Here is a 24,168-nt window from a genome sequence, read left to right on the forward strand (position 1 = left end):
CAGGCGGCGCCGGCGGAATGCTGATGGGCAACGGCGGCAGAGGCGGCGACGGCGCACATGCCCTCACCAACGGCGCTGCCGGCGGAGCCGGCGGGGCCGGCGGCGCCGCAGGCCTCCTCTACGGCAACGGCGGAGCCGGCGGCAACGGCGGCAACGGCGCCGTCGGCGTGCACGGACTTTCGGGTGTCGTCGACGGCGGCAACGGCCAGGCTGGCGGCACAGGCGGCGCCGGCGGCGCAGGCGGAGCAGGCGCGCTGCTCTTCGGCAGCGGCGGAGCCGGCGGCGCCGGAGGGACCGGTGGAACCGGTGGGGCCGGCGCAAGCGGCACCAGCGGGGTGCTCAGCGGTGTTGTTGGCGGTGAGGGCGGCAACGGCGGTACCGCCGGTCAGGGCGGGTCCGGCGGGCACGGCGGCAAGGGAGGCGTGTTCGGCCTCCAGGGTGTTGGCGGGGCCGGCGGAGCCGGCGGCTCGGGTGGAGCTGCGGGTGACGGCGGCAATGGAGCCTCAACGGCCATCTCCGGCGGCCAAGGTGCTGACGGCGGCAACGGCGGCAACCCGGGCGCCGGCGGGCTCGGCGGCAACGGCGGGGCCGGTTCGACCGCGGGGGCCGACGGTGCAGCTGGGAGCACGCCCACAAGTGGCGGCAACGGCGGCAACGGCGGCAACGGCGGTCACGGTTTCCTCTACACCGGTCAAGCGGGCGGGGCCGGCGGCAAGGGCGGTGACGGCGGCCTGGTCGGCAACGGCGGGACCGGCGGCAACGGCGGCTTCGGCGCCCACGGCGTTGTTCCCACCGGCGCCGGAGAAGCCGGCGGCTCCGGTGGCACCGGCGGCGACGGCGGCGCGGGCGGCAAGGGCGGCACCGAAGCCGGAGACGGTGGAGTCGGCGGCAGGGGCGGCAACGGCGGCTTCGGCCAGAACGGCACCGCGGGCACCAACGGCGGCAACGGCAGCAACGGCGGCGGTACCGGCGAGGACGGGACCGACGGCGGGGCCGGCGGCAACGGTGGCGACGGCGGAAAGGGCGGAGCCGGCGGCGCCGCACCGGTCGGTCAGGCCGGCCAACAAGGCAACGGCGGGACCGGTGGGGCCGGCGGCACGGGAGCCGCCGGCGGGGACGGCGGCAACGGCGGCGACAACACGGGCTCCTTCGGCGGAGCCGGCGGCAAGGGCGGCGACGGCGGCGATCCCGGCGCCCAAGGTCTCGGCGGCAAGGGCGGGTCAGGATCGATCACCGGCCTCGACGGCGCCGACGGCGGCACCGCGACCACCGGCGGGAACGGCGGCAACGGCGGCAACGGCGGCATGGGCTACTCATTCGATGGCACCGTCTTGCCGGGCGGCAAAGGCGGTGACGGCGGCAACGGCGGCCTGGTCGGCGACGGCGGCAACGGCGGCACCGGCGGTGACGGAGTCATCGGCCTCACCGGTCTCACCGGGGCGACGCCGGGGGCCACTGGCGGAACGGGCGGCGACGGCGGTCTGGCTGGCGCCGGAGGACAGGGCGGCGCGGGCGGCGCCTTGGCCGGCAACGGCGGCGACGGCGGCCAAGGGGGCACCGGCGGACAGGGCGGCACCGGCGGAACGGGCGCCAACGGTGCGACGGGCGCCATCTCGGGTGCCGACGGCACCGACGGCGGTGCCGGCGGACAGGGCGGTACTGGCGGACAGGGCGGCGACGGCGGCGACGGAGGCACCGCCGCGGCGGGCCAAGCCGGCAGCAAGGGTGCAGGCGGGGCCGGCGGCAAGGGCGGCACTAGCGGCCAAGGTGGCACCGGCGGCGCTGGCGCCACCGGAACGGTGACCCATAACAGCGGGACCGGCGGCAAGGGCGGCAACGGCGGCAACCCGGGACAAGGCGGTGCTGGCGGCACCGGAGGCACCGGCTCCACCACCGGAGACACCGGGGGCACCGGTAGCACTGCGACCAGCGGGGGTAACGGCGGCACCGGAGGCGCGGGCGCTGACGGGCTCGGCCCAGGCGGCAACGGCCGGGCCGGCGGCACCGGCGGTGACGGCGGAGCGGTCGGCAACGGTGGTACTGGCGGCCAAGGCGGCAAGGGCGGCGTCGGCACCACCACCCCGGCCACCCCCGGCGCGAACGGCGGCAACGGCGGCACCGGCGGAGTCGGCGGCACCGGCGGCAAGGGCGGCACCATCTCCGGTGACGGCGGCCAAGGCGGCACGGGTGGCGTGGGCGGAACGGGCGGCGATGGACGCACCGGCGCCGACGGCAATGTCGGAAGCCCGAAGGGCGGCGAAGGCGGCCGTGGCTCCGGCGGAGGGCTCGGCGGGGCAGGCGGAACCGGCGGCCAAGGTGGGGCCGGTGGCACCGCACTCGGCGCTGGTAGTGACGGTGCGCAAGGCGTCGGCGGGGCTGGCGGCAACGGCGGGGATGGCGGCGACGGCGGCGACGGCGGCCGCGGCGGGGATGGCGGCGAGTCGTTCGTCCCGAGCGAACGCGATGGGGGTCGAGGCGGTAGGGGCGGTTTCGGCGCCGACGGCGGCGCGGCGGGAGTCGGGGGCCAGGGCTCCACTGTCGGCGCATCAGGGGTTGCCGGCGTCGAAGGTGACGGCGGTGACGGCGGCCACGGCGGGAACGGCTTCGACACCGTGGGCATCATTCTCGCCGCCGGTAACGGCGGCACCGGCGGCGACGCTGGCGATGGAGCGAACGGCGGCAACGGCGGCTGGGGTGGCAATGGCGGCGACGACATCAGCGCCGCCCCTCCCGGACGTGGTGGCCGCGGCGGCAACGGCGGTTTCGGTTTCTCCGGAATAGGAGGCCTCGGCGGTGACGGCGGCATCGGCGGTGACGGCGGATCCACCTTCCTTGGATTCGGCAACCCCGGTGAACAAGGTGGAGACGGCGGCCACGGCGGCCGCGGCAAGGTGGCGGGCGGCCGAGGTGGGGACGGTGGAGACGGCGGCCGAGGAGGCATGGGCTCGTTCTCGCCAGGTGGATCCTCTCAGCCCGGCGGTGACGGCGGGGCTGGCGGCAAGGGCGGCGAGGGCGGTCAACGGGTCGACATCGACGACGACATCGTGGTGCAGGGGCAGCCCGGCACGCCGGGCACTCCCGGTGGCGACCCGCAGGGGGCCTTCGGCGTCATCGGCGGCGAACCCGGCACCGGTGGGGCTGGCGGAGCCGGCGGTGTCTAGGCCTGGCCTCCCGGCTGGCGTCGAGTACACCGTGGTGTTCACCGTTGTCATTTGACGACGACTGATGACGACTCCAGATGAGTACGAGACGGCGCTTCGTACCTTGCCCGAAGCGCATTCGCTGGCTTTGCGCCTGTGCGATGCCGGAGTAGCCGACGATGTCATCTGCGGCTATCTGCAAATAGAACCAGAAGGCCTGGCGACTACGCTCGACCTGGCCCGACGAAAATTGGACGCAGCACTCAGCAAACCACTGAAATGACCTAATCGAGTCGCTAGGATCGCGCCATGGTGGACCTGTGGCCTCTCACTGGCCGCACGGAGGAGCTTCGCGTCATCAGCGACGCGCTCGCCGCTAACCCCCACAGCGGCGTGGTCGTCGCCGGTCCAGCCGGTGTCGGCAAGACACGATTGGCGCGCGCCGCCGCCGATGCGGCTGCGCAGGCGGGCTGGACGGTGCGACGTGTCGCCGGTACCACCACCGGGCGGCAGGTCACTTTGGGTGCGTTCGCCCGCTGGGCGGATGCGGCAGATGCCTCGCCTCTGGCGCTCGCGCAGAAAGTCGTCACGGGACTCGCCGCTGAGACTGACGGCGCCAACCTGCTGGTGCTCGTCGACGACGCCCACCTGCTCGACGACATGTCGGCGCTGATCGTGCATCAACTGGTGTTGGAGGGTACGGCGAGCGTCGTCGCCACCGTACGCACCGGCGAGCGCGCCCCCGACGCGGTGACCTCGCTCTGGAAAGACGGCCTGCTGCGCCGCATGGACCTACAGCCGTTGGCCCGCAACGAATCCGACGACCTCCTCCAGTCCGTCCTCAACGGCCCGGTCAGTGCAGACTGCGCGACACGGATGTGGAAATTGAGCCGAGGCAACGTCCTGTTTCTTCACCACCTCGTCGAGCACGAACGGGAAACCGGTCGTCTCAAAAGCATTGCCGGCGAATGGCATTGGGATGGGAAAACATCGGTGTCACCATCCCTGGTCGAACTGGTCGAACTTCAAATCGGCGCAGTGCCCGAAGACGTGCGCGACGTGGTCGATCTCGTCGCCATCGCCGAGCCCGTCCAACAAGAAATTTTGACCACGTTGGCCGAACCGATGGCGATCCAGGCCGCCGAACAACGCGGGCTTATCGCTGCGGCTTCCGTGACCAGCGCCGTGTATGTGGGCCACCCGCTGTACGGCGAGATCCGCCTCGGCCAATGCGGTTCGCTGCGGCTGCGCGGATTGCGCGGACGCGTCGCTGCGGCCATGGCGCAGTCGGTCGGGGCAGACCCGCTTCGGCTCGGGCTGCTCTGGATGGAGTCCGACCTGCCGCCCGACGCCGAGATACTTTCCCAGGCCGCCAACATCGCCTCGTCGCGGCTCGACCTCCCGCTAGCCGAGCGGCTGGCCCGGGGAGCTCACGACGCGCAGAACAACCCGGCCACGACGCTGCAATTGGCCTACATCCTGTACTTGCAGGAGAAGGGTCAGGCGGCCGAGGCGCTCCTTGACACGCTTGACCCTCGCGAGCTCGCGGCCCCCGGCTTCATCGACGGCGTCATCCTTCGGGCGGCAAATCTGTTGCTGCCGTTGCGAAATCCCGAGCGGGCAAATGCCGTCATCGACGATGCCGTGCAACTCGGCGATGCCGACCGCAACCATTCGCTGTACACACTCCGCGCGGTCGGGGAGGCGATGGGAGCACGACCCGCCAAAGCGGTTGAAACCATGTCGGCAGTCGCTTACGACCAACTCGATAGCCACGGCCGGATCCTCGGCTACGCTGCGGAGTCGATCGCGCTCGGTGACCTCGGACGCGCCGAGGACGCCGGCGAGCGGGCATCGGCGGGTTATCGCGAACTTGTCGAATCACCACAGGAGTCCTTCCACGGTTCGGGGCTCGCCGAGTTCCACGCCTACGCATTGCTGGCCGCCGGGTACGTCGGAGAAGCGCATTCGATCGCCGAGCGGTGGCACCGGCAGTACGCGGACGTGCCGGGCATGTCTCGTTCGATGGCGCTCGCGGCCCTTGGCATGACCGCCCTTGGGCGCGGTGACCTGACGGCCGCGCTGCGCCATTTGGGCGGGGCGCAAGCGAGTTTCGGCGGGTACGGCGAGGTCTCTGGTCTGTTCTACCGATTCCGGATCCTGCACACCGAGGTATTGGCCAGATCAGGCGATGGCGATGGGGCGGCGCGGTCGCTGGAGGCCACCCGTGCCAGTCGCCATCCCGCATACGAATACGTTGAATCCGGCTACCTCCTCGCCATTGCGTGGGTGGCGGCTGGCGCCGGCCGCATCACAGAGTCACGTGACTTCAGCCGTCACGCAGCCGAATTCGCCCGGAGTCACGGACAATTGGCGCGGGAGGTGCTGTCGTTGCAGACGTCGGTACAGTTCGGCGACGCGAGCGGTGCCGCCCGGTTGACTGAACTCGCGACACTGGTGGAAGGGCCGCGCGCAGCATTGGCGGCCCGATACGCGCATGCTCTGGCAGCAGACGACGGCGCCGGCCTCGATGCGGTGTCTCGCGATTTCGAGGCTATGGGCGATTCATTGGCAGCGGCCGACGCGTCAGCTCAGGCGAGCACGGTGTACCGCCGCGCCGGACGACGTGGGAGTGCGCTCACCGCGGGTGGCCGCGCTGATCAGCTCGCCCGAGACTGCGGCGGTGCCGTCAGCGCAGCGCTTGGCGCGTCCCGCGTGCGGCTCCCGTTCACCCGGCGCGAGCACGAGATCGCCAAGCTGGTGTCGGACGGTCTGTCCAACAAGGCGATCGCGGAAGCGATGTCGTTGTCGGTGCGCACCGTCGAGGGCCACATCTATCAGGCCAGTGCCAAGGCCGGCGTCACCTCACGGTCGGAACTGTCTACGTTGATCCAGCAATTCAATGAACGCGCCGCCGCGGCGACCAGCTGACGACCGACCGCAGGATGCTTTCGGCAGAAAACCAAGTAGGCGGCGCAAATCCTGAGGAGATCCACGGTTTCGATCCTGACCTATCGGGCGATCTCGCCGTAGTTGTCGTGCAGGCGCCACCATTCGTAGGGCGCGCCCTGCGGCCGTCCTTCGGGAACGTCCTGCCAATCCTCCTGCCGGCCCATGGGCGTCATATCGAGGAACGACCACGCCGGGCCGATCTCCTCGATGCCGCGTCCGTTGAGGAAATACGTCTGAAAGACGCGATCGCCGTCACGAATGAAGACGATGACACCGAACATCTCTTCGACGCCGAAGTCCTTCGAAAAATCGTCACCGACGAGGGTGAAAAACGACAGGTGCTCCCACCCCATCCGTCCCTTGAACTGCGCGACATTCTCCTGTGGGGCCGCCGTCACGAATGCGAGAGTCGTGTCGCGGGCCGCCAGGTGTGCAGGATGTGTCACCGTGTCTGCGAAAAACGCACAGCCCGAGCAGGACCCATCCGGCCAGTTCTCGACATCAGGCGCGTAGAAGAAGCGATAGACAATCAACTGACGCCTTCCCGCGAACAGGTCGAGGAGGTCCACCTCGCCGTCAGGACCCAGAAACCGGTAGTCGGTGCGCACAGGGGTCATCGGCAGTCGCCGACGCTTGGCGGCGAGCGCGTCCCGCGCCTTCATCAGCGCCTTCTCTTCAACCAGGAGGTCGTTACGGGCCGCCTGCCATGCGTCCCGCGAGACGATGTCCGGCAGCGCGATCTCCTCCTGCTGCAGCGAGGGTGACGGGATTGCTGGACCTTCCTGCTTCGTCATGTCGTCCATACGTAGATAGACCTCCCAGCGGCGTCATAGTCATCGGGTGCAGGATCGACGTGTGCCGATATACCCGCTCCACGATCCCGATTGGCGCGCGTTCGCGAGCGACAACTACGCAGGGGCCCATCCCGAGGTGCTCGCCGCCATCGCGGCGGCCAACGGTGGACACCAGGTCGCCTACGGCGAAGACCAGTACACCGCGAGGCTGGCCGACGTGATCCGCGCGCACTTCGGTGAGCGTGCCGAGACGTTCCCCGTGTTCAACGGCACCGGCGCCAACGTCGTCGCCCTCACCAGCATGTTGCCGCGCTGGGGCGCCGTCGTGACCGCCACCAACGCGCACATCCACACCGACGAGGCCGGCGCCCCAGAGCGGGTCACCGGTCTCAAATTGCTCACGGTCCCCACCCCGGACGGCAAGCTGACGCCCGAACTCATCGCGCGCGAGGCGTGGGGCTGGGGCGACGAACACCGGGCCCAACCGCTTGCAGTCAGCATCACGCAGGCCACCGAACTGGGCACCGTCTACACCCCGGACGAGGTGCGCGCGATCTGCGACTTCGCTCATCAGCGCGGCATGGCAGTCCACATGGACGGTGCCCGACTGTGGAATGCCGCGGCCGCACTCGACGTGCCGTTCCGAGAGTTCACCACAGACGCCGGCGTCGACATTCTCAGCCTCGGCGGAACCAAGAACGGACTGCTCGGCGCGGAGGCGATCGTCGTGCTCGACCCGGACCGAACCACCGGGCTGATCTATCTGCGCAAGCTCACGATGCAGCTGTCAAGCAAGATGCGGTTCCCCTCCGCACAGCTGCTCGCGCTCTTCGACGACGATCTGGGCCTGCGCAGCGCGGCCCACGCGAACGCGATGGCGCAGCGTCTGCGCACCGCGCTCGAGGCCGACGGCACCCTGGGTGATCTGACGTTCACCCAGGACACCCAGGCCAACGCGATCTTCGCCACCGTGCCGAACGACGTCGCCGACCGGATCCGCGAGCGGGCGCGGTTCTACGACTGGGATCGCGCGCGCGGCGAGGTCCGGTGGATGACCGCATGGGACACCACACCCGAGGATGTCGACCGCTTCGTCGCGATCGTCGCCGACGAGTTCGCGCGCCGATGACCGCATTCGACGAGGCGGTGAGCGCGGTCCGTCGTGGCGACAAAACCTCCGATGACGCCGCAGCCGAACTGCTGCACATGCTCACGGACAAGGAGCTGCTCTGGCTGCTCGACGGCGACAAGGCGCTGCTGGAGTCCGTCGTCGACGGTGTCCGCACGCGAACGAACTTCCTCGCCGTGACGGCAGGCCGCATCGACCGCATCGGAATCCCCGGGCTCCGATTCACCGACGGCCCACGCGGTGTCGGCATCGCGCCGTCCACCAGCTTCCCGGTCGCCATCGCACGCGGAGCGACCTGGGACGTCGACATCGAACGGCGGGTCGGCGCTGCGATCGGCGCCGAAGCGCGCGTTCACGGCGCCAACTTCTGGGGTGGTCTCTGCATCAATGTCGCTCCGTTCCCCGGTTGGGGTCGCGCCCAGGAGTCCTACGGCGAAGATCCGCTGCTGCTCGGCGAAATGGGTTCGGCGGCAACCGAAGGCGCCCGCGATTGGGTGATCACGAGCGTGAAGCACTTCGCCCTCAACTCCATGGAAGAGGCGCGGTTCCAGGTCGACGTCCGCGTTCCCGAGGACGTAATCCACGAGCGATACTTGCCGCATTTTCGTCGGACTGTCGAGGCCGGCGTGGACTCCGTGATGTCCGCCTACAACTCGGTCAATGGCCAGTGGGCAGGCGAGAATCGTCACCTGCTGACCGAAATCCTGCGCGATCAATGGGGTTTCAATGGTTTCGTGCACACCGACTGGGTCTGGGGTCTGCGCCATCCGGTGGAATCGGTGGCGGCCGGCCAGGACGTCGAGATGCCTTTCCGGCAGCAGCGCGCCCATGCGCTACCGGCAGCACTGCGCTCCGGCGAGTTGAAGCGCGACGACGTCGCGCGTGCCGGCGCCCGCATCCTGCGCACCCAGATCGAGTACGCCGCGCGGGCCCTGCCCACACCGCCCCGCTCCGTGGTGGGCGGCGCGGAACATCGTGCGCTGGCTCGCGAGGTCGCCCACCGTGCGACGGTCCTGCTGCGCAACGAAGGTCGGCTCTTACCGCTCGACGAGCAGAAGCTTCGACGTGTCGCGGTGTTGGGCCGCCTTGCCGATCGCCCGAACCTGGGTGATACCGGATCGTCGAATGTGCATCCGCGCAACACCGTTTCGGTGCTGCAGGGGCTGCGGGAACGTCTCGGCAGTCACCGCGTCACGGCAGATCCACGCGACGCGGATGTCGCGGTGGTCGTCGTCGGCCTGACGCCCAAGGACGAGGGTGAGGCGCTGATCGCCCTCGGCCCCGACACCATGCAGTTGTTCGGCGGGGTCATGCGTCGGCCACGCGTCGCCAAACTGGTCAGCGCGCTGTTCAATTTTTCGCAACGCTGGTGGACGTTTGGCGGCGATCGCTCCGATCTGCGGCTGCACGACGAGGACGTGGCACTCATCCGTGCTGTCGCCCAAGCGAATCCGCGCACCGTGGTGATCGTCATTTCAGGAGGCACCGTCGTCGTCCACCCGTGGGACAAGGACGTCGCCGCCCTCCTCATGGCGTGGTATCCCGGCATGGAGGGTGGCCGGGCACTTGCCGACGTGCTGCTGGGAGATGCCGAGCCGACAGGCCGGATGCCCGTCACCACCCCCACACAGCAATCACAACTGCCGCAAGTGGATTGGCGTGCACGCACTGTGACGTACGACCGGTGGTGGGGTCAGCGCAGGCTCGATCACGATGGCGTGCCGGCGGCGTACCCGCTTGGCTTCGGACTCGGGTACACAACGTTCACCACCACGGATCTGGAGCTCAGCCCCGTTCGTGAAGAACGCTTCGATGCCACCGTGACGGTGACCAACACGAGCGACCGCGACGGCCGCCACGTCGTCCAGATCTACGCGGTACGTACTGTCGACGGTCGCCCGGTGCGTCATCTCACCGGGTTCGCCGCGGTCGCCGTGGCGGCCGGTGCGAGCACGTCCGTCACGGTCGAATGCTCGACACGGCCCCTACAGCGCTGGACCGCCGACGGCTTCGTGTTCGACGATGACGACGTCACCGTCGAAGCCGGCGCCTACTGCGGCGATCCGGACGCATGCCACACGCCGTTGAAGCGCTGAACTCAGCGCCGGATGTCGCCGCCGGGGCGGCTCAGCGTTCGGCGGCGGGCATCACCAGGGTGTCGATCACCTCGCGCACGAACGCGGCGTCGACGCGCTGGCCGCGGATCACCCGCAGCAGGCTCATTCCGGTGGCGACGTCGGCGACCAGCGACCGATCACGGTCGGGGGGGATTTCTCCGCGAGCGGCCGCCTGTTCGAGGATCGCCCCGATGACGCGCCTGCCCCTCAGCAGCATGAGGTCGTCCAGTGCCGCGGCGAGCTCGGGGTCGTTGGCCGCCTCCACCGCGACGCGCAGGATCAGGTCCGTCGACACCAAGGATTCGTCGTTGCGTTTAACCCTTTCGACCAACTCGTCGAAGTCACCGCGCAGGCTCCCGGTGTCCGGGGCGTCGTTGTCGAGAAGGTCGGGCCGCCAGTAGACCAGCGCGTCGGCCATCAGGGCCGCCTTCGACGACCAGCGTCGGTAGATGGCGGCCTTGCCGACGCCGGCCCGAACCGCGATGTCGTTCATGTTCGTCGCGTCGTAACCGTTCTCGGACAGGCAGGCCAATGCGGCGTCGAGGATCGCGGGGTCGCGCGTGCGGTCCAGCCGACCATCGGTCCGCTGCCGCAGCGCCGATGAGCGCTCACGCGAAGAGCATGAATTCGACTCCGCCTCCGTCATCACCTCGAGCCTAGGTACTCCGCCTGCCGCCGGCTCGTCCGGTCGACGATCTCGAACGTGTTCAGCGGCCACCAGAACCAGCGTCCGAGCGCCGCGGCGATCGAGGGCGTCATGAACGACCGCACGATGAGCGTGTCGACCAGCAGACCGATACCGATCGTCATACCCAGCTGGCCGACCACCCGCAGATCGCTGACGATCATCGACATCATCGTGAATGCGAACACCAGACCGGCCGCGGTGACCACGCGTCCGGTGGCGCCCATGCCGCGGATGATGCCGGTGTTCAGCCCGGCGTGGATCTCCTCTCGGAGTCGCGACACCACCAACAGGTTGTAGTCAGAGCCGACCGCCAGCAGGATCACGACCGACAGCGGTATCACGATCCACTGGACGCCGAGGCCCAGAATGTCCTGCCACAGCAGAACCGACAGACCGCACGCCGTGCCAAGCGACGCCGCGACCGTTCCGACGATGACCAACGCGGCGACGACACTGCGGGTTATCAGCAGCATGATCCCGAAGATCAGGATCATCGACGCGATACAGGCGATGAGCAGGTCGGTCTTCACACCGTTCTGCATGTCGGCATACAGGGATGCCGTACCCGCCAGCGATACCTTGGCGTTTTCCATCGGGGTGCCCTTGATGGCATCGGCAACGGCGTCCCTGATTCCTGCGACGTGCTGGATGCCGTCGACTGAGGCGGGATCGCCTTGGTGGGTGATGATCATCCGTACTGCCTTGCCGTCCGGTGACACGAACATCTTCAGACCGCGTTCGAAGTCGGGGTTGGTGAACACCTCCGGCGGAAGATAGAACGAATCGTCGTTCTTGGCCTGATCGAAGTAGTTGCCCATCATCGTCGACCCCTGGGCGGCCTCTTGCATCTGCTGCTGGATGCCGGCCATGGTGCTGTGTGTCGAGAGCATGAAGTCACGCATGGTCTTCATGGAATCGATTGTCGGAGGAAGCACTTCGAGCATCTGCGGCATCAGGACGTCGAGCTGGTCGATGTCCCCGCTGAGCCCTTCCAGCTTACCTGCGAGTGCGTCGATGCCGTCGAGTGAGTCGAAAAGGGAGCGAATCGAGAAGCAGACGGGGATGTCGTAGCAGTGCGGTTCCCAGTAGAAGTAGTTGCGCATCGGCCGGAAGAAATCGTCGAAGTTGGCGATGTGGTCGCGCAATTCGTTGGTAGTGGCCACCATGTCGTGCGTCCGCGCCGTCATGTCGTGGGTGACCCCGACGATCTGCTGGGTGATCTCGTACATGCGCTGCATGTTGGCGATCGTCTTGCTCAGCTCGTCGGCCTGTTCGAGCATCTGCGCGGTGTTGTCGTTGTTGTACTTGGCGGTCTGCAGGGTGGCCGAGTTCTGCATCGCGATCTGAAAGGGAATGGAACTGTGCTCGATCGGCGCGCCCAGGGGTCGCGTGATGGTTTGCACCCGTTCGATACCGCGAAGGTGGAAGACGCTCTTCGCGACTCGGTCGATGATGAGCATGTCCGCCGGATTGCGCAGGTCGTGATCGGCTTCCAACATCAACAGTTCGGGGTTCATCCGGGCTTTCGAGAAGTGCTGCTCGGCGACCCCCATGGCCACGTTGGACGGTAGCTCGGCCGGTGTGAACTTGTCGTCGTTGTACTGCGGCACATAGGTCAGCAGGGCGACGAACCCGACGACCGCGACGACCGACGTGGCAACGATCATCGGCTTGGGCCACCGGACCACGACCGTTCCGACCTTGCGCCAACCGCGGGTCGACAGTTCACGTTTGGGATCGAGGAACCCGAATCTGGACCCGACGACCAGAACTGCAGGCGCCAGCGTAAGCGCGGCCGCCACCACGACCAACAACGAGATCGCGCAGGGCAGGGCCATGCTGGTGAAGTACGGCAGCGTGGTGAACATCAGGCACATGCACGCACCGGCGATGGTCAGTCCCGAACCGAGGATCACGTGCCACACACCCTCGTACGCCTCGTAATAGGCATCTTCGCGGTCGAGTCCCCTGGCCCTGGCTTCCTGATATCGGCCGAGTAGGAAGATGACGTAGTCGGTGCCGGCGGCGATGACGAGCATCGTGACCATGCTCACCGCGTACGGGGTGAGCCCGATGATGTTCAGGTTGCCTGCCGTCGCGGTAACACCCTGTGCGGCAAAGAGTTCGATGCCGACGATCAACAACGCGATGATCGCGGTGATGACCGAGCGGTAGACGATGAGCAGCATGACCAGGATCACGCCGATGGAGACCAGCGCCATCACCGCCAGACTCTTGTGGCCGGCGATCGACGTGTCGGCGACGAGAACGGCATTGCCCGCGACGTGGGCCTGTACGCCAGGGGGCGCCGGCACCGAATTCACGATGTCGCGCACCGCCGCCACCGACTCATGGCTGGGCGTGGTGCCCTGCGCACCGGTCAGGAACACCTGAACGTAGGCGGCTTTGGCGTCCGGGCTCTGCACACCCGCGGCGGTCAGCGGGTCGCCCCAGAAGTCCTGAGCGAACTGCACGTGCTCGTGGTCGGCGCGGAGTTTCTCCAGAATCTGGTTGTAGTACTCGTGGGCGCTGTCGCCCAGTTTGTCCTGTCCCTCGATGACCACCATGGCCGTTGAGTCAGAGTCGAATTCGTGAAAGACCTTGCCGATGTTCATCATTCCTTGAAATGCCGCTGAGTCCTTCGGGCTCATCGACACAGAATGTTCATCGGCGACGGTATCGAGTGACGGCGAGACAGCGCCAAGTATGACCGCAAGCAGTATCCAGCCGATGATGATGGGCACAGACAGGATGCGGATCAGGTGGGCGACTCTCGGACGCCGATTCTTCAAATGTGTTGCCGTCATACTGATTTCACCAAGCAGTAGATGAAGGGCTTGTATTCGTCGGTGCTGCGGTCATCGCGCACTTGACCGTCGACGACGACGCGGCAGCGCAGATTGTCGACGCTGGTGTCGGCCTGGGCGACGATGTTGGCCGACATCGACGGCAGAGTGGTGACGATGGTGAACGACCACGGCAGCGTGCCGTCCACGTGATGCGGCTGGCCGTTCTCGTCGAGATAATCGACGCTGACCGGGCCACCGGACGACGTACTCGAGATTTCGTAGGTGATGTTCTTCGGGTTGAAAGGATCGGTGAACCCGCCACCAGAGTCGGCGCCCGTCGTCAGTTCATGGCCGCCGATGTCGCCGCGGATACGGAGCACCGCATACGCCCCTAGCGCGACGACGACCACCAGAAGCAGCGGCATCCACGCCTTCGTCAGCATTCGAAACACCCGACCTCCTCACCCCAACCGTGTGACGGAACTTGAGTTCCGTCTACGCGACGGGTGGACTGTACTCCACGAACCTGGGGATGGGCACTGCGTCCCTTCCTCGGGGTGCTGAAATGAACTGATGGACCTGCCCGTGATGCCGCCGGTGTCACCGATGCTGGCCAAAGCCGTCAAGGCGATCCCGCCGGACGCTTCGTATGAGCCCAAGTGGGACGGGTTCCGGTCGATCTGCTTCCGAGACGACTTCGACGTCGAGCTCGGCAGCCGCAACGAGCGCCCACTCACCAGGTATTTCCCGGAGCTCGTCGCGGCCGTCCGCGCGGAACTCCCGATGCGCTGCGTCGTCGACGGCGAGATCGTGATCGCCACCGGCGACGGCCTGGATTTCGAGGCGTTGCAGCAGCGCATCCACCCCGCCGACTCCCGCGTACAGATGCTGGCCAAGAAGACGCCCGCGTCGTTCATCGCCTTCGACCTGCTCGCACTCGACGACGAGGACTACACGTCCAGGCCGTTCAGCGAACGCCGCGCCGCGCTGGTCGACGCATTGGCGGACACGGGCCCATCCATTCACGTCACGCCCGCGACAACCGACCTACCCACCGCCCAACGGTGGTTCACCGAGTTCGAGGGCGCCGGCCTCGACGGCCTCATCGCCAAACCGTTGACCGTCACCTATCAGCCGGACAAGCGCGTCATGTTCAAGATCAAGCCCGAGCGCACCGCGGACTGCGTCGTCGCCGGCTACCGGGTGCACAAGTCGAGCGATGAAGCGATCGGCTCGCTGCTGCTCGGCCTGTACAAAGACGACGACACACTGGCGTCGGTCGGCGTGATCGGCGCGTTCCCGATGGCCAGGCGGCGCGAGCTGTTCACCGAATTACAGGAGCTGGTAACGACATTCGACGAGCATCCATGGAACTGGGCCGCCCACATGTCGGGCGAACGCACCCCGCGCCGCAACGAGGGATCGCGGTGGAACGCAGGTAAGGACCTCTCGTTCGTCCCGCTGCGGCCTGAGCGGGTCGTCGAGGTCCGCTACGACCACATGGAAGGCGAGCGGTTTCGCCACACCGCGCAGTTCAATCGCTGGCGACCCGACCGCGACCCACGCTCATGCACGTATGAACAACTCGAACAGCCCGTCACCTTCAGCCTCGGCGACATCGTCCCCGGGCTGGGCGCGACTCCCGGCGTTTAGGCACAACCGCCGTTGGGCAGATAGCTAGGTCATGACTCCCCACGCCGTCATCTCCGGTGCCGGCATCGCCGGACCCGCTCTGGCCCATCAACTGTCCGCCCGCGGATGGCGGACCACCGTGATCGAACGCTTCCCACAGCGGCGGGACGAGGGGCAAAACGTCGACATCCGCGGGGCCGCCCGCGAGGTCGTCCGCCGCTTCGGTCTCGAAGACGAGATCCGCGCCGCCAACACGACCGAGGTGGGTACCCGGTTCGTCAGAGCGGACGGCTCGACGGCGGCATCGTTTCCGGTGGCGTCTGCGGGCGAACCAGACGGTCCCACAGCAGAATTCGAGATCCTGCGCGGAGAGCTCTCGCGCATCCTCATCGAATCCACGAAAGACCTGACGGACTATCGATTCGACGCTCGCATCGCCGACGCCACCGAGCACGGCGACCACGTCGTCGTCACGCTCGAGGACGGCACGCACCTTGATGCCGACGTGCTCGTGATCGCCGAGGGGCTACGCTCCCGGTCCCGCCGGTTCGTCACGTCCGCCGACGTCACCGACCTCGGCATGCACTTCGCCTACGCGACGATCCCCCGGACCGACGACGACGATCAATGGTGGAACTGGCAGCACGCGACCGGCCACCGCGCCGTGCATCTGCGGCCCGACAACCTCGGCACCACTCGTGCCATCCTCACCTTCATTTCCGACGTTCGCGGTTTCGAAGACCTCGATCGTGAAGGGCAGCTCACCATCCTCCATCGCACCTTCGGCGATGTCGGTGGCGCTGCTCCGCGTGTGCTCGCAGCCCTGCATGAGGGGGCACCGATGTACTTCTCCGCGGTCGGCCGGGTGCAACCAGAACGCTGGAGCAAGGGCCGAATCGCACTGCTGGGGGACGCCGCGTTCTGCAATGCGACGTTCGGCGGCGCCGGAACCAGCTTGGCGCTCATCGGCGCCTACATTCTCGCCGGTGAGCTTTCCGAAGCCACCGACACGGACGTGGCCCTGGCTCGATATCAGGATCTGATGAAGCCGTTCGTCGGCACTGCTCCGAGGGTGCGCGAAGGTGTGCTCCGGCTGGCAAATCCACGGACGCGCAACGGTATTCGCGTCCTGCATGCGGGCGCGGGTCTGGCCGCGAGTCCGGTCGGCAGGACACTCTCCCGGTTGACGGGCGTGGCCAACATCGGCGGCGACGCAGCGCGATTGCCGGACTATCCCGCAGCCCGACTACCCGCGGCCGGTTGACCTGGAAGATTGCCTCTTTTGGGGACCTGGACAGCTGAACCGTGTGATGCTCGCGTGGTGACGATTCGAGCGATTGCGGCGTCCGGCGTGTGGGTCGCAGCCCTGGCCGCCGCCGCTGTGGGGCTGGCGAGTCCCGCGTCGGCCGATGACCGGCTCGACGGCGACTACACCTTCATAAACGGTCCGGTGTCGAACACGTGGAACATCACCACGCAGTGCAATGCGGAAGTCACGTGCGGCGGGACGATTTCGTCGTCCACCGGGTTGGTCGAGCAGATCCTCCGGGTGGCAGGCGGTCCGTGGACGATCGAACGCACAGACGTCCCGAATGGCCGGATATGTCCCAACGGCAGCACCGGACCCGCCGATCTGATGTATTCGTTCGACCCCGCGACCCTGGTGGGGGCCGTCAGCTTCCGGTCGAAGCCTGGCGTCTGCGGCGATCCGGACTGGACCAGCGGGCAGAACCCGATCAGCCTCGTGAAGGTGTAGTCAGATCGTCGGATCGGCCCGCCTCGATCCGCGACCACTGTGACGTCGGCCGTTCACCATTGCGGAACTGCGCCCCCGCCAAGGGGTCGTAAGGCTGCGGCCACCCTTGCGGCGACTCTTCCCACTGCTCCTGTCGGCCGTACACCGTGAGATCCATCAGGTGGTAGCTGTTGGCTCCGGCCTCAGTGCCGCGGCCGGTGTTCCAGTACGTCTCGAAGACGCGGTCGCCGTCGCGCAGATAGGACACGTACATGCCGAAATGGCGGCCCTGTAGAAGCGCATCGGAGTTGCGCGCCGAGTACCACGGCATATCCCACCCCATGAAATCCCGGTACCGCACACTCTCGGCGTACGCGCCTTCGCAGAACGTCGCGTAAGTGACGTCTCGGCTGTGCAGATAGGACAGCTCCTGCGCATGCCCGGTGAAGAACGTGCAGCCTTCGCACTGCTCGGCCGCGGGCTTGCCGTCGTGCCACATGTGGAAGTAGGTGAGCAGCTGTGTGCGGCCCTCGAACACGTCGATCAACGGCACTGTGCCCGTCGCTCCGACGAGCGGCGCCTGCGCGTCCACTTCAACCATCGGCAGCCGCCGTCGCGCCGCCGCGATCGCGTCACCCTCACGCGTGTGCGCCTTCTCCCGCACCAGCAACTCGTCGAGTTCGGCCTGCCAAGCGGCGCGGTCGACGACTTTCGGTGTTGCCACTGATCTGGTTTCAGTCACGATCGTTTCCCTCCATCGGCTCGATGGGTAGACCCTCCGGGCCGCGAAAAGTAATCGCGCGTCAGAAGCCGACGAGGGAGACAACGGTTACGCACAGCAGCACGCCGAGGAACGCGGCTAAGGCCGTCACGAACCAGAACAGCGCGTCGAGTACCCCTCGCAGAGTTCGCATTCCAACCTCCTCCGGTGTGCAGTCTTCCGTGGTCTACCCGCTGTCGGGCAAATTAACCATGCCGTCGATTCTTGGCTTGTGCGTCGGTACTCCCCTAGTCTCATTTCATGACCCGACGATGTTGATCTAGACCGCTAGCGGGCCCCGAACGTCACCGCCGCCTGGCGGGCGTCCTGTACGGGTACCTGTTTCTCGACGACTTCGTACTGCTGTACCCCGTGTACACGCTGCTGTTCAGCGACACCGGACTGTCGGTCTGGCAGATCTCATCGCTGTTCGTCATCTGGTCGGTGTCCAGCCTTGTGCTCGAGGTGCCGTCGGGCGCCTGGGCGGATGCGACGTCGCGCCGAAGACTCTTGATCGCCGGTCCGCTGTTGACGGCGGTCGCATTTGCGTTGTGGGTGGTGGCGCCCGGTTACTGGGTGTTCGCAGTCGGTTTCGTGCTGTGGGGCCTCAAGTCGGCCCTGACGTCGGGTGCGCTGGAGGCCCTCGTCTACGAGGAACTGCAGCGGATCGACGCATCCGATAGGTACGCGACGATGATGGGCCGCGGTCAGGTTGCGGGCGTGGTGGCCGCGATGTGTTCGGGTGCGGTCGCGGCGCCAGTGATCTCGGCCGGTGGTTTCGTCGTGGTCGGCGCGGCCAGCGTCGCCGCATGTCTGCTGGCGTCCGTCGTTGCGATGTTGTTCCCGGAGAATCAGATTCGACCGCACGACGAGCCCGACCTCGGCTGGGCCGACACGCTGACGGCTGGTCTGACGGAGACCCGGCGGTCAAAATCCGTGCGGGCGGCGGTGATCCTGGTCGCGGTCATTGGATCCGTGTGGGGTGCCCTCGACGAGTACACGCCGCTGCTGATCGAGAGCGGTGGCGTCACGGCGGCCGACGTCTCGCTGCTGATGGTGGTTATCTGGGCCGGCGCTTCAGCCGGGGGCCTCGCCGCGGGACATGTCGCGCGCTGGGGGTCGACGGCCTTCGCGGCGTTTGTCTGCACCGGCGCGGTGTTGATGGCCGCCGGTGCGCTGTCGGCACACCCTCTCGGCGTGCTCGCGCTGGCCGCCGCGTTCGGCGTGTTCCAGTGCGCCACCGTCGTCGCCGATGCCCGCCTGCAGAACAGCATCACCGGGCCCGCCAGAGCGACCGTCACGTCGCTTGCGGGGATGTCGGCAGACATCGCGACGCTCGCCGTATACGGCAGCTACGCCGCGTTGGTCGATCTCAGCGGCCACTCCGGCGCCTTCGCACTCTTGATGGTTCCGTACCTGGCAATCGCCTTGTGGTTACGCCTGAGACGGTTTGAACCGGCGCGACCAGGGCACGCATAACCCATGTCTGTGACGAGTTTTCAGGACCTCCCGCTGGCCGACCGTGATCGGGAGTGGGACGGTGCCGCGGCAGAGAAACGCGTGCGCAAGTGGGCGGACGCCGAGGACGAGCCGAACCGGAAGTATCGCGACGCACACGTCTGGTACGACAGCGAGAACAAGGACAATTTCACCGCGTACAAGCTGTTGATCGCCGACGTCGTGAGCGGCAAGTTGGAGGTCGTGCCGCGCGGTGTCATGGCGGCCGGCGGCATCATGAACGGCGCCCGCGGCGGCGTCGACCTGCCCGAGGACGACGTCGACCGTGTCAAGAGCCACCTCGCCAAGTACTACAAGAAGATGGGCGAGGAGCCGCCCTGGGAGCGGGACTAGCTAGATTGCGGGGGTGAGTGCAGGCAGGTTCGCCCCTAGCCCGTCTGCCGACCTGCACATCGGCAATCTGCGCACCGCGGTGCTCGCGTGGCTGTTCGCACGCTCGACTGGGCGCCGATTCCTCATGCGCGTCGACGATCTCGATGACCGCACGTTCACCGACATCGCAAACCGCCAGCTCGACGATCTTGCCGCGATAGGACTCACATGGGACGAGCCGGCCGAATGGCAGACCCAGCACACAGACCGTTACGACGCGGCTGTTACTGAGCTTGCCGACCGCGGACTGCTGTACGAATGCTATTGCAGCCGTAAGGATATCGCGCAGGCACCGCGCGCCCCGCACGCTCCAGAGGGAGCGTATCCGGGGACATGTCGCTATCTCACCGACACCGAACGCTCTGATAGGCGCTCGCACCTCGGGCGTCCGCCGGCGTTGCGGCTGCGCACCGACTCGTGCGCTTACACCGTCCACGATCTGCTGCATGGCGACTACACCGGCATCGTCGACGACTTCGTGGTGCGTCGTGGCGACGGCGTTCCGGCCTACAACCTCGCTGTCGTGGTCGACGACGCGGCACAGGACATCGACCAGGTGGTGCGCGGCGACGATCTGCTGCCGTCGTCACCGCGACAGGCGTATCTGGCCCGGCTGCTCGGTCATCCGGAGCCGACGTATGCGCACGTCGCCCTGGTGCTCAACGAGGACGGAGCGCGGCTGGCCAAACGCGACGGCGCCATCACCCTCGCCGAGATCGGCGTGGAACGCGCGCTGGGACAGATCGCGGAATCCCTTGGCTACCAAGCGAGCACCGTCGACGAAATGCTGCCGCAGTTCGACCCGTCGCACCTGCCCCGCTCGCCCTGGATCTACCGCCCCTAGCCGCCGAACGTGGGTGTTTCAAGATCACTCGACGGGTGAGCGACCGTTCGCCGCCCGCTTCGCGGCGGCAAGCAACTCGTCGCGGAACTGCGGATGGGCGATCGCGGCAAGTGCTTCACCACGCTCCGCGACCGTCTTGCCCTCCAACTCGGCGGCGCCGTACTCGGTGATGATCACGTCGACCTGATGCCGCGGGGTCGTGATCACCGCGCCGGGTCCGAACCACGGCACGATCCGCGACTGCAGCTCACCGTCCTTCTCGTACGTCGAGCGCAGACAGATCAGCGAGCGGTCCGACAATTCCAGACCGGCGCCCGCCACGAAATCCTCGGCGCCGCCGATCCCGCTGAACTGGTCGCCGTTGATCGTGTCCGCGACGACCTGACCCTGGATGTCGACGGCCAGCGCCCCGTTGACCGAGATCATGTTGTTGTTGGCGGAGATGACCTCCGGCGAATTGACGATCTCGACCGGCAGGAACGCGACATCGGAGTTGTCGTTCAGCCAGTTGTAGAGCTCCGCGGAGCCGAACGCGAACGTCGTTACGCTCACCCCGTCGTACAGGCCTTTGCGCGCGTTGGAGATCTTGCCCGCCTGGTGCAGATGCATGCAGCCGTCGGTGAACATCTCGCTGTGCAGCCCATAGTCGCCGCCGTCGCCCTCGGCTAGCAGCGTGGCGATCTGGTTCGGGATCGAGCCGATACCCGTCTGCAGCGTCGCCCCCGACGGGACGAACTCGACGGCGTACCGGGCGATCGCCTTGTCGGCGTCGGTGGGCGGCACGTCGCCGCCGGGCAGCTCGAGCGGCGCGTCGGTCGAACTCACGAGGACGTCGATCTCGTCGACGTGTATCGCATGCCGATGCTCGTCACCGAGCCCGAACGTGCGTGGGTAGGAATCGGACACCTCGACGATGAGCAGCCGGTCGGGATCGGCTCCGGCGCGGTGCAATTCGCCGATCGTCCCGCCGGCGTGCAGCGACAGCGAACACCAGCCGTCGGCGTCGGGCGGCGCCGCGACCGTCGTCATCACGCGTGGACTCTGACGCTCCAGCAGCGGCCCGAACCGGCGGAAGTCAGCCGGTGTGAACCCGATGTCGGCGCCGCCGTCGCGCAGCGCCCGCTCGAGCGGGCCGAAGAAACCGGACAGGTAGTGAACGCCATTGCGCGAGAACAGTTCGGTGAGCACCGCGATCAATGCGCCGTAGACCCGCAGATCGGTCCAGTCGTCGCGCTCGCCCAGCGCGCGCAGGAACGCTGGCGGCTGACCGGGGCCCAGCGGTATCCCCAGTGTGTCGGTGGTCTGAACGCGCGCAGCGGCCTGCTCGGCGGTGAGCTCGGTGGGCATGGCGCTAGCCAATCACACCGGCCTCAGCCTGAGCCGAACTATTGGTCGACGGGCACACGGTTGTTAACGTCCGAAAGTGCACCGTCTATCAAGATCGGTCCTCGCGGTACTCCTGCTGTCGACGTTGATGCTGGCGGCATGTGGTTCGTCGGGCACCGACACCGGAGACCCCATCAAATCGGCCGGCGTACTGCGGGTCGGCACCGAAGGTGTCTATCCCCCGTACTCGTTCCACGACCCGAGCCAGGGCGGGCAACTGGCCGGCTACGACGTCGACGTTGCGAAGGCTGTCGCCGAAAAGCTAGGCGTAGATATCGAATTCGTCGAAACGCCGTGGGACGCCATTTTCGCCGCATTGGAGGCCGACCGCTTCGACATCGTCGCCAACGAGGTCACGATCACCGAGGAACGCAAGCAGAAGTACGACCTCTCGGAGCCGTACTCGATCTCCCAGGGCGTGATCGTCATCCGCAAGGACGACGACTCGATCACCTCGCTGGCGGACCTGAAGGGCAAGCGAACCGCGCAGAACCCCACCAGCAACTGGGCCGATCTCGCACGCAACAACGGCGCCCAGGTCGAATCCGTCGACGGTTTCTCTCAGGCGATGACCGTGCTCAACGACGGCCGGGTGGACGCCGTCGTCAACGACAGCCTCTCTGTGCTGGCGTATCAGGCCGAACATCCCGACGCACCGATCAAGGTCATCAATATTCCCGACGAGCGCAGCGACCAGGCGTTCGCGGCTCGCAAGAACAGCGGACTGCTTCCCGAACTGAACACGGCACTCGACGAGCTCCGCGCCGACGGCACCTTGACGAAGATCTCGGAGAAGTACCTCGACACGGATCTGTCGAAGGCCGGGCCGACCAGTACCTGGCAGCTCATCCTCGACAACCTCTGGCCGCTCGCGCGCGCCGCCATCGAGAAGACCATTCCGCTGACGATCATCAGCTTCGTCATCGGGCTGGCGATCGCCCTCGTCGTCGCGCTGGCGCGACTGTCGTCGAACATCGCCGTCTCGGGACTGGCCCGGTTCTACATCTCGATCATCCGCGGCACGCCGCTGCTCGTACAGCTGTTCATCGTGTTCTATGCGCTGCCACAGATCGGGGTGAAGATCGACCCGTTCCTCGCGGCGGTCATCGCGTTCTCGCTCAACGTCGGTGGCTACGCGGCCGAGATCATCCGGTCGGCGATCCTGAGCATTCCGAAGGGGCAGTGGGAGGCCGCCGAGACCATCGGCCTGGATTACGTTGGGGCGCTTCGGCGAATAATCCTGCCGCAGGCCACCCGCGTTGCTGTCCCACCGCTGTCGAACACCTTGATCTCACTGGTGAAGGACACGTCGTTGGCATCGACGATCCTGGTGACCGAACTGTTCAGGACCGCGCAGAACGTCGCCGCACCCACGTTTGAGTTCTTCGCGCTGTATGGCACCGCGGCGTTGTACTACTGGATCATCTGCCTGGTGCTCTCCTTTGCGCAGAACAGATACGAGCGCCGGCTGGAAAGGTATGTGGCCCAGTGACAAACTCCAAGACGGAATACCGCGTGAAGGCCGAGGGCGTGCAGAAAGCCTTCGGGGACAACAAAGTTCTCACCGACGTGTCGTTCGACGTGGCCCAGGGCTCGGTCACCGCGATCATCGGCCCGTCCGGTTCCGGGAAGACCACGCTGCTGCGGGCACTCAACGCCCTCGATGTGCCCGACGCGGGCGTGATTCGTGTGGGCGAGATCGAGATCGACTTCTCCAAACCGGTGGCCAAGGACCAGCTGCGGCGGTACCGGGCGCAGAGCGGGTTTGTGTTCCAGTCTCACAACCTGTTTCCGCACAAGACGGTGCTGCAGAACATCACGGAGGGCCCGGTCGTCGTGCAGAAACGGCCGAAGGACGAGGCGGAGGCCGAGGCCACGGAGCTGCTCGCTCAAGTGGGGCTCGCCGAGAAGAAGGACCAGTACCCGTTTCAGCTGTCCGGCGGACAACAGCAGCGCGTCGGTATCGCGCGCGCGTTGGCGCTCAAACCGAAGGTCGTGTTGTTCGACGAACCGACGTCGGCACTCGATCCCGAACTCGTCGGCGAGGTGCTGTCGGTGATCAAGGACCTGGCTGTCGAAGGCTGGACACTGGTGATCGTCACCCATGAAATCCAGTTCGCCAGGCAGGTTTCCGATCAGGTGTTGTTCACCGATCGCGGCGTGATCCTCGAGAAGGGCCCGCCGTCAGAGGTGATCGGCAATCCGAAGGAAGAACGCACCCGCCAGTTCCTGGACCGCATCCTCAACCCTCTGTAACCCAACGGCGAGCGACCCCTTTTGTACAGCCATTTGCGGCGTGTCGGTGTACAAAC

General features: G+C 67.0%; 18 protein-coding genes and 1 pseudogene. 13 read left to right on the top strand and 6 right to left on the bottom strand.

Features of this window, described 5'->3' with window-relative positions:
- The 3 genes and pseudogenes from ACIA48_RS00005 to ACIA48_RS00015 form a co-directional block, all read left to right on the top strand.
- Positions 1–3,161 (top strand): annotated as a pseudogene (locus tag ACIA48_RS00005) (PE family protein); the annotation flags it as partial.
- A 64-nt stretch (positions 3,162–3,225) separates the two neighbouring features.
- On the top strand, positions 3,226–3,423 hold the full coding sequence (locus ACIA48_RS00010) for a hypothetical protein (protein ID WP_396726267.1): 198 nt from the start codon (positions 3,226–3,228) through the stop codon (positions 3,421–3,423).
- A gap of 26 nt (positions 3,424–3,449) precedes the next feature.
- The gene (locus ACIA48_RS00015; RefSeq protein WP_396726270.1) at positions 3,450–6,071 is read left to right on the top strand and encodes a LuxR C-terminal-related transcriptional regulator; all 2,622 of its coding nucleotides are present in this window, start codon (positions 3,450–3,452) and stop codon (positions 6,069–6,071) included.
- Between the two features lie 80 nt (positions 6,072–6,151).
- Here the strand turns inward: ACIA48_RS00015 and ACIA48_RS00020 are convergent, their stop codons facing one another.
- Complete coding sequence (locus tag ACIA48_RS00020) at positions 6,152–6,895, bottom strand: DUF899 domain-containing protein (RefSeq protein ID WP_396726273.1); 744 nt, start codon at positions 6,893–6,895, stop codon at positions 6,152–6,154.
- A gap of 52 nt (positions 6,896–6,947) precedes the next feature.
- Between ACIA48_RS00020 and ACIA48_RS00025 the strand changes: the two genes are divergently transcribed.
- Together ACIA48_RS00025 and ACIA48_RS00030 are read left to right on the top strand one after the other, a co-directional pair.
- A complete protein-coding gene (locus tag ACIA48_RS00025; RefSeq protein WP_396726276.1) occupies positions 6,948–8,015 on the top strand; it encodes a threonine aldolase family protein in 1,068 nt (355 codons plus the stop codon).
- Positions 8,012–10,111 (top strand): glycoside hydrolase family 3 protein, encoded by a 2,100-nt coding sequence (locus ACIA48_RS00030; RefSeq protein ID WP_396726279.1) that lies wholly within the window; start codon positions 8,012–8,014, stop codon positions 10,109–10,111. The genes ACIA48_RS00025 and ACIA48_RS00030 overlap by 4 nt, the downstream gene beginning before the upstream one ends.
- Before the next feature lie 31 nt (positions 10,112–10,142).
- Here ACIA48_RS00030 and ACIA48_RS00035 read toward each other — a convergent pair whose 3' ends face one another.
- From ACIA48_RS00035 to ACIA48_RS00045, 3 genes are read right to left on the bottom strand one after another with little or no spacing between them, the layout of a single operon-like run.
- Entirely contained in the window at positions 10,143–10,778 is a 636-nt protein-coding gene (locus tag ACIA48_RS00035; protein ID WP_396726281.1) for a TetR/AcrR family transcriptional regulator, read from the bottom strand.
- Positions 10,778–13,627 carry an RND family transporter gene (locus ACIA48_RS00040; RefSeq protein WP_396726284.1) on the bottom strand — a complete coding sequence of 950 codons (2,850 nt, stop codon included), beginning with the start codon at positions 13,625–13,627 and terminating at the stop codon, positions 10,778–10,780. Before ACIA48_RS00040 ends, ACIA48_RS00035 begins: the two co-directional genes overlap by 1 nt.
- A complete protein-coding gene (locus tag ACIA48_RS00045) occupies positions 13,624–14,061 on the bottom strand; it encodes an MmpS family transport accessory protein (RefSeq protein ID WP_396726287.1) in 438 nt (145 codons plus the stop codon). Before ACIA48_RS00045 ends, ACIA48_RS00040 begins: the two co-directional genes overlap by 4 nt.
- A 121-nt stretch (positions 14,062–14,182) precedes the next feature.
- On the opposite strand from ACIA48_RS00045, the gene ACIA48_RS00050 reads away from it, so the two are divergent.
- From ACIA48_RS00050 to ACIA48_RS00060, 3 genes are read left to right on the top strand one after another with little or no spacing between them, the layout of a single operon-like run.
- On the top strand, positions 14,183–15,262 hold the full coding sequence (locus tag ACIA48_RS00050; protein ID WP_396726290.1) for an ATP-dependent DNA ligase: 1,080 nt from the start codon (positions 14,183–14,185) through the stop codon (positions 15,260–15,262).
- A gap of 31 nt (positions 15,263–15,293) precedes the next feature.
- Complete coding sequence (locus tag ACIA48_RS00055; RefSeq protein ID WP_396726293.1) at positions 15,294–16,505, top strand: FAD-dependent monooxygenase; 1,212 nt, start codon at positions 15,294–15,296, stop codon at positions 16,503–16,505.
- A 57-nt stretch (positions 16,506–16,562) separates the two neighbouring features.
- Positions 16,563–16,997, top strand: a complete 435-nt coding sequence (locus tag ACIA48_RS00060) for a hypothetical protein (RefSeq protein ID WP_396726296.1) — start codon at positions 16,563–16,565, stop codon at positions 16,995–16,997.
- Here ACIA48_RS00060 and ACIA48_RS00065 read toward each other — a convergent pair.
- Entirely contained in the window at positions 16,978–17,721 is a 744-nt protein-coding gene (locus ACIA48_RS00065) for a DUF899 family protein (protein WP_396728399.1), read from the bottom strand. The genes ACIA48_RS00060 and ACIA48_RS00065 overlap by 20 nt on opposite strands.
- 375 nt (positions 17,722–18,096) lie before the next feature.
- Between ACIA48_RS00065 and ACIA48_RS00070 the strand changes: the two genes are divergently transcribed.
- From ACIA48_RS00070 to gluQRS, 3 genes are read left to right on the top strand one after another with little or no spacing between them, the layout of a single operon-like run.
- On the top strand, positions 18,097–19,215 hold the full coding sequence (locus ACIA48_RS00070; RefSeq protein WP_396728401.1) for an MFS transporter: 1,119 nt from the start codon (positions 18,097–18,099) through the stop codon (positions 19,213–19,215).
- Between the two features lie 3 nt (positions 19,216–19,218).
- On the top strand, positions 19,219–19,587 hold the full coding sequence (locus ACIA48_RS00075; RefSeq protein ID WP_396726298.1) for a hypothetical protein: 369 nt from the start codon (positions 19,219–19,221) through the stop codon (positions 19,585–19,587).
- A 13-nt stretch (positions 19,588–19,600) separates the two neighbouring features.
- The gene (gene gluQRS, locus ACIA48_RS00080) at positions 19,601–20,470 is read left to right on the top strand and encodes a tRNA glutamyl-Q(34) synthetase GluQRS (RefSeq protein WP_396726301.1); all 870 of its coding nucleotides are present in this window, start codon (positions 19,601–19,603) and stop codon (positions 20,468–20,470) included.
- Between the two features lie 24 nt (positions 20,471–20,494).
- On the opposite strand, the gene ACIA48_RS00085 is transcribed toward gluQRS, so the two are convergent.
- The gene (locus ACIA48_RS00085; RefSeq protein ID WP_396726304.1) at positions 20,495–21,817 is read right to left on the bottom strand and encodes an acetyl-CoA hydrolase/transferase family protein; all 1,323 of its coding nucleotides are present in this window, start codon (positions 21,815–21,817) and stop codon (positions 20,495–20,497) included.
- Between the two features lie 127 nt (positions 21,818–21,944).
- Between ACIA48_RS00085 and ACIA48_RS00090 the strand changes: the two genes are divergently transcribed.
- Positions 21,945–23,348 (top strand): ABC transporter permease subunit, encoded by a 1,404-nt coding sequence (locus ACIA48_RS00090; RefSeq protein ID WP_396728403.1) that lies wholly within the window; start codon positions 21,945–21,947, stop codon positions 23,346–23,348.
- Entirely contained in the window at positions 23,345–24,112 is a 768-nt protein-coding gene (locus ACIA48_RS00095; RefSeq protein ID WP_396726307.1) for an amino acid ABC transporter ATP-binding protein, read from the top strand. Before ACIA48_RS00090 ends, ACIA48_RS00095 begins: the two co-directional genes overlap by 4 nt.
- Positions 24,113–24,168 lie beyond the last annotated feature (56 nt).

The sequence above is a fragment of the Mycobacterium sp. NPDC051804 genome, assembly GCF_044452905.1.
GTDB lineage: Bacteria > Actinomycetota > Actinomycetes > Mycobacteriales > Mycobacteriaceae > Mycobacterium.

Excerpts from the sequence above, each read along its gene's own strand:
- ACIA48_RS00010 (WP_396726267.1), top strand. The coding sequence starts at position 3,226 with ATGACGACTCCAGATGAGTACGAGACGGCGCTTCGTACCTTGCCCGAA.
- ACIA48_RS00015 (WP_396726270.1), top strand. The coding sequence starts at position 3,450 with ATGGTGGACCTGTGGCCTCTCACTGGCCGCACGGAGGAGCTTCGCGTC.
- ACIA48_RS00020 (WP_396726273.1), bottom strand. The coding sequence starts at position 6,895 with ATGGACGACATGACGAAGCAGGAAGGTCCAGCAATCCCGTCACCCTCG.
- ACIA48_RS00030 (WP_396726279.1), top strand. The coding sequence starts at position 8,012 with ATGACCGCATTCGACGAGGCGGTGAGCGCGGTCCGTCGTGGCGACAAA.
- ACIA48_RS00035 (WP_396726281.1), bottom strand. The coding sequence starts at position 10,778 with ATGACGGAGGCGGAGTCGAATTCATGCTCTTCGCGTGAGCGCTCATCG.
- ACIA48_RS00040 (WP_396726284.1), bottom strand. The coding sequence starts at position 13,627 with ATGACGGCAACACATTTGAAGAATCGGCGTCCGAGAGTCGCCCACCTG.
- ACIA48_RS00050 (WP_396726290.1), top strand. The coding sequence starts at position 14,183 with ATGGACCTGCCCGTGATGCCGCCGGTGTCACCGATGCTGGCCAAAGCC.
- ACIA48_RS00055 (WP_396726293.1), top strand. The coding sequence starts at position 15,294 with ATGACTCCCCACGCCGTCATCTCCGGTGCCGGCATCGCCGGACCCGCT.
- ACIA48_RS00075 (WP_396726298.1), top strand. The coding sequence starts at position 19,219 with ATGTCTGTGACGAGTTTTCAGGACCTCCCGCTGGCCGACCGTGATCGG.
- ACIA48_RS00085 (WP_396726304.1), bottom strand. The coding sequence starts at position 21,817 with ATGCCCACCGAGCTCACCGCCGAGCAGGCCGCTGCGCGCGTTCAGACC.
- ACIA48_RS00090 (WP_396728403.1), top strand. The coding sequence starts at position 21,945 with ATGCTGGCGGCATGTGGTTCGTCGGGCACCGACACCGGAGACCCCATC.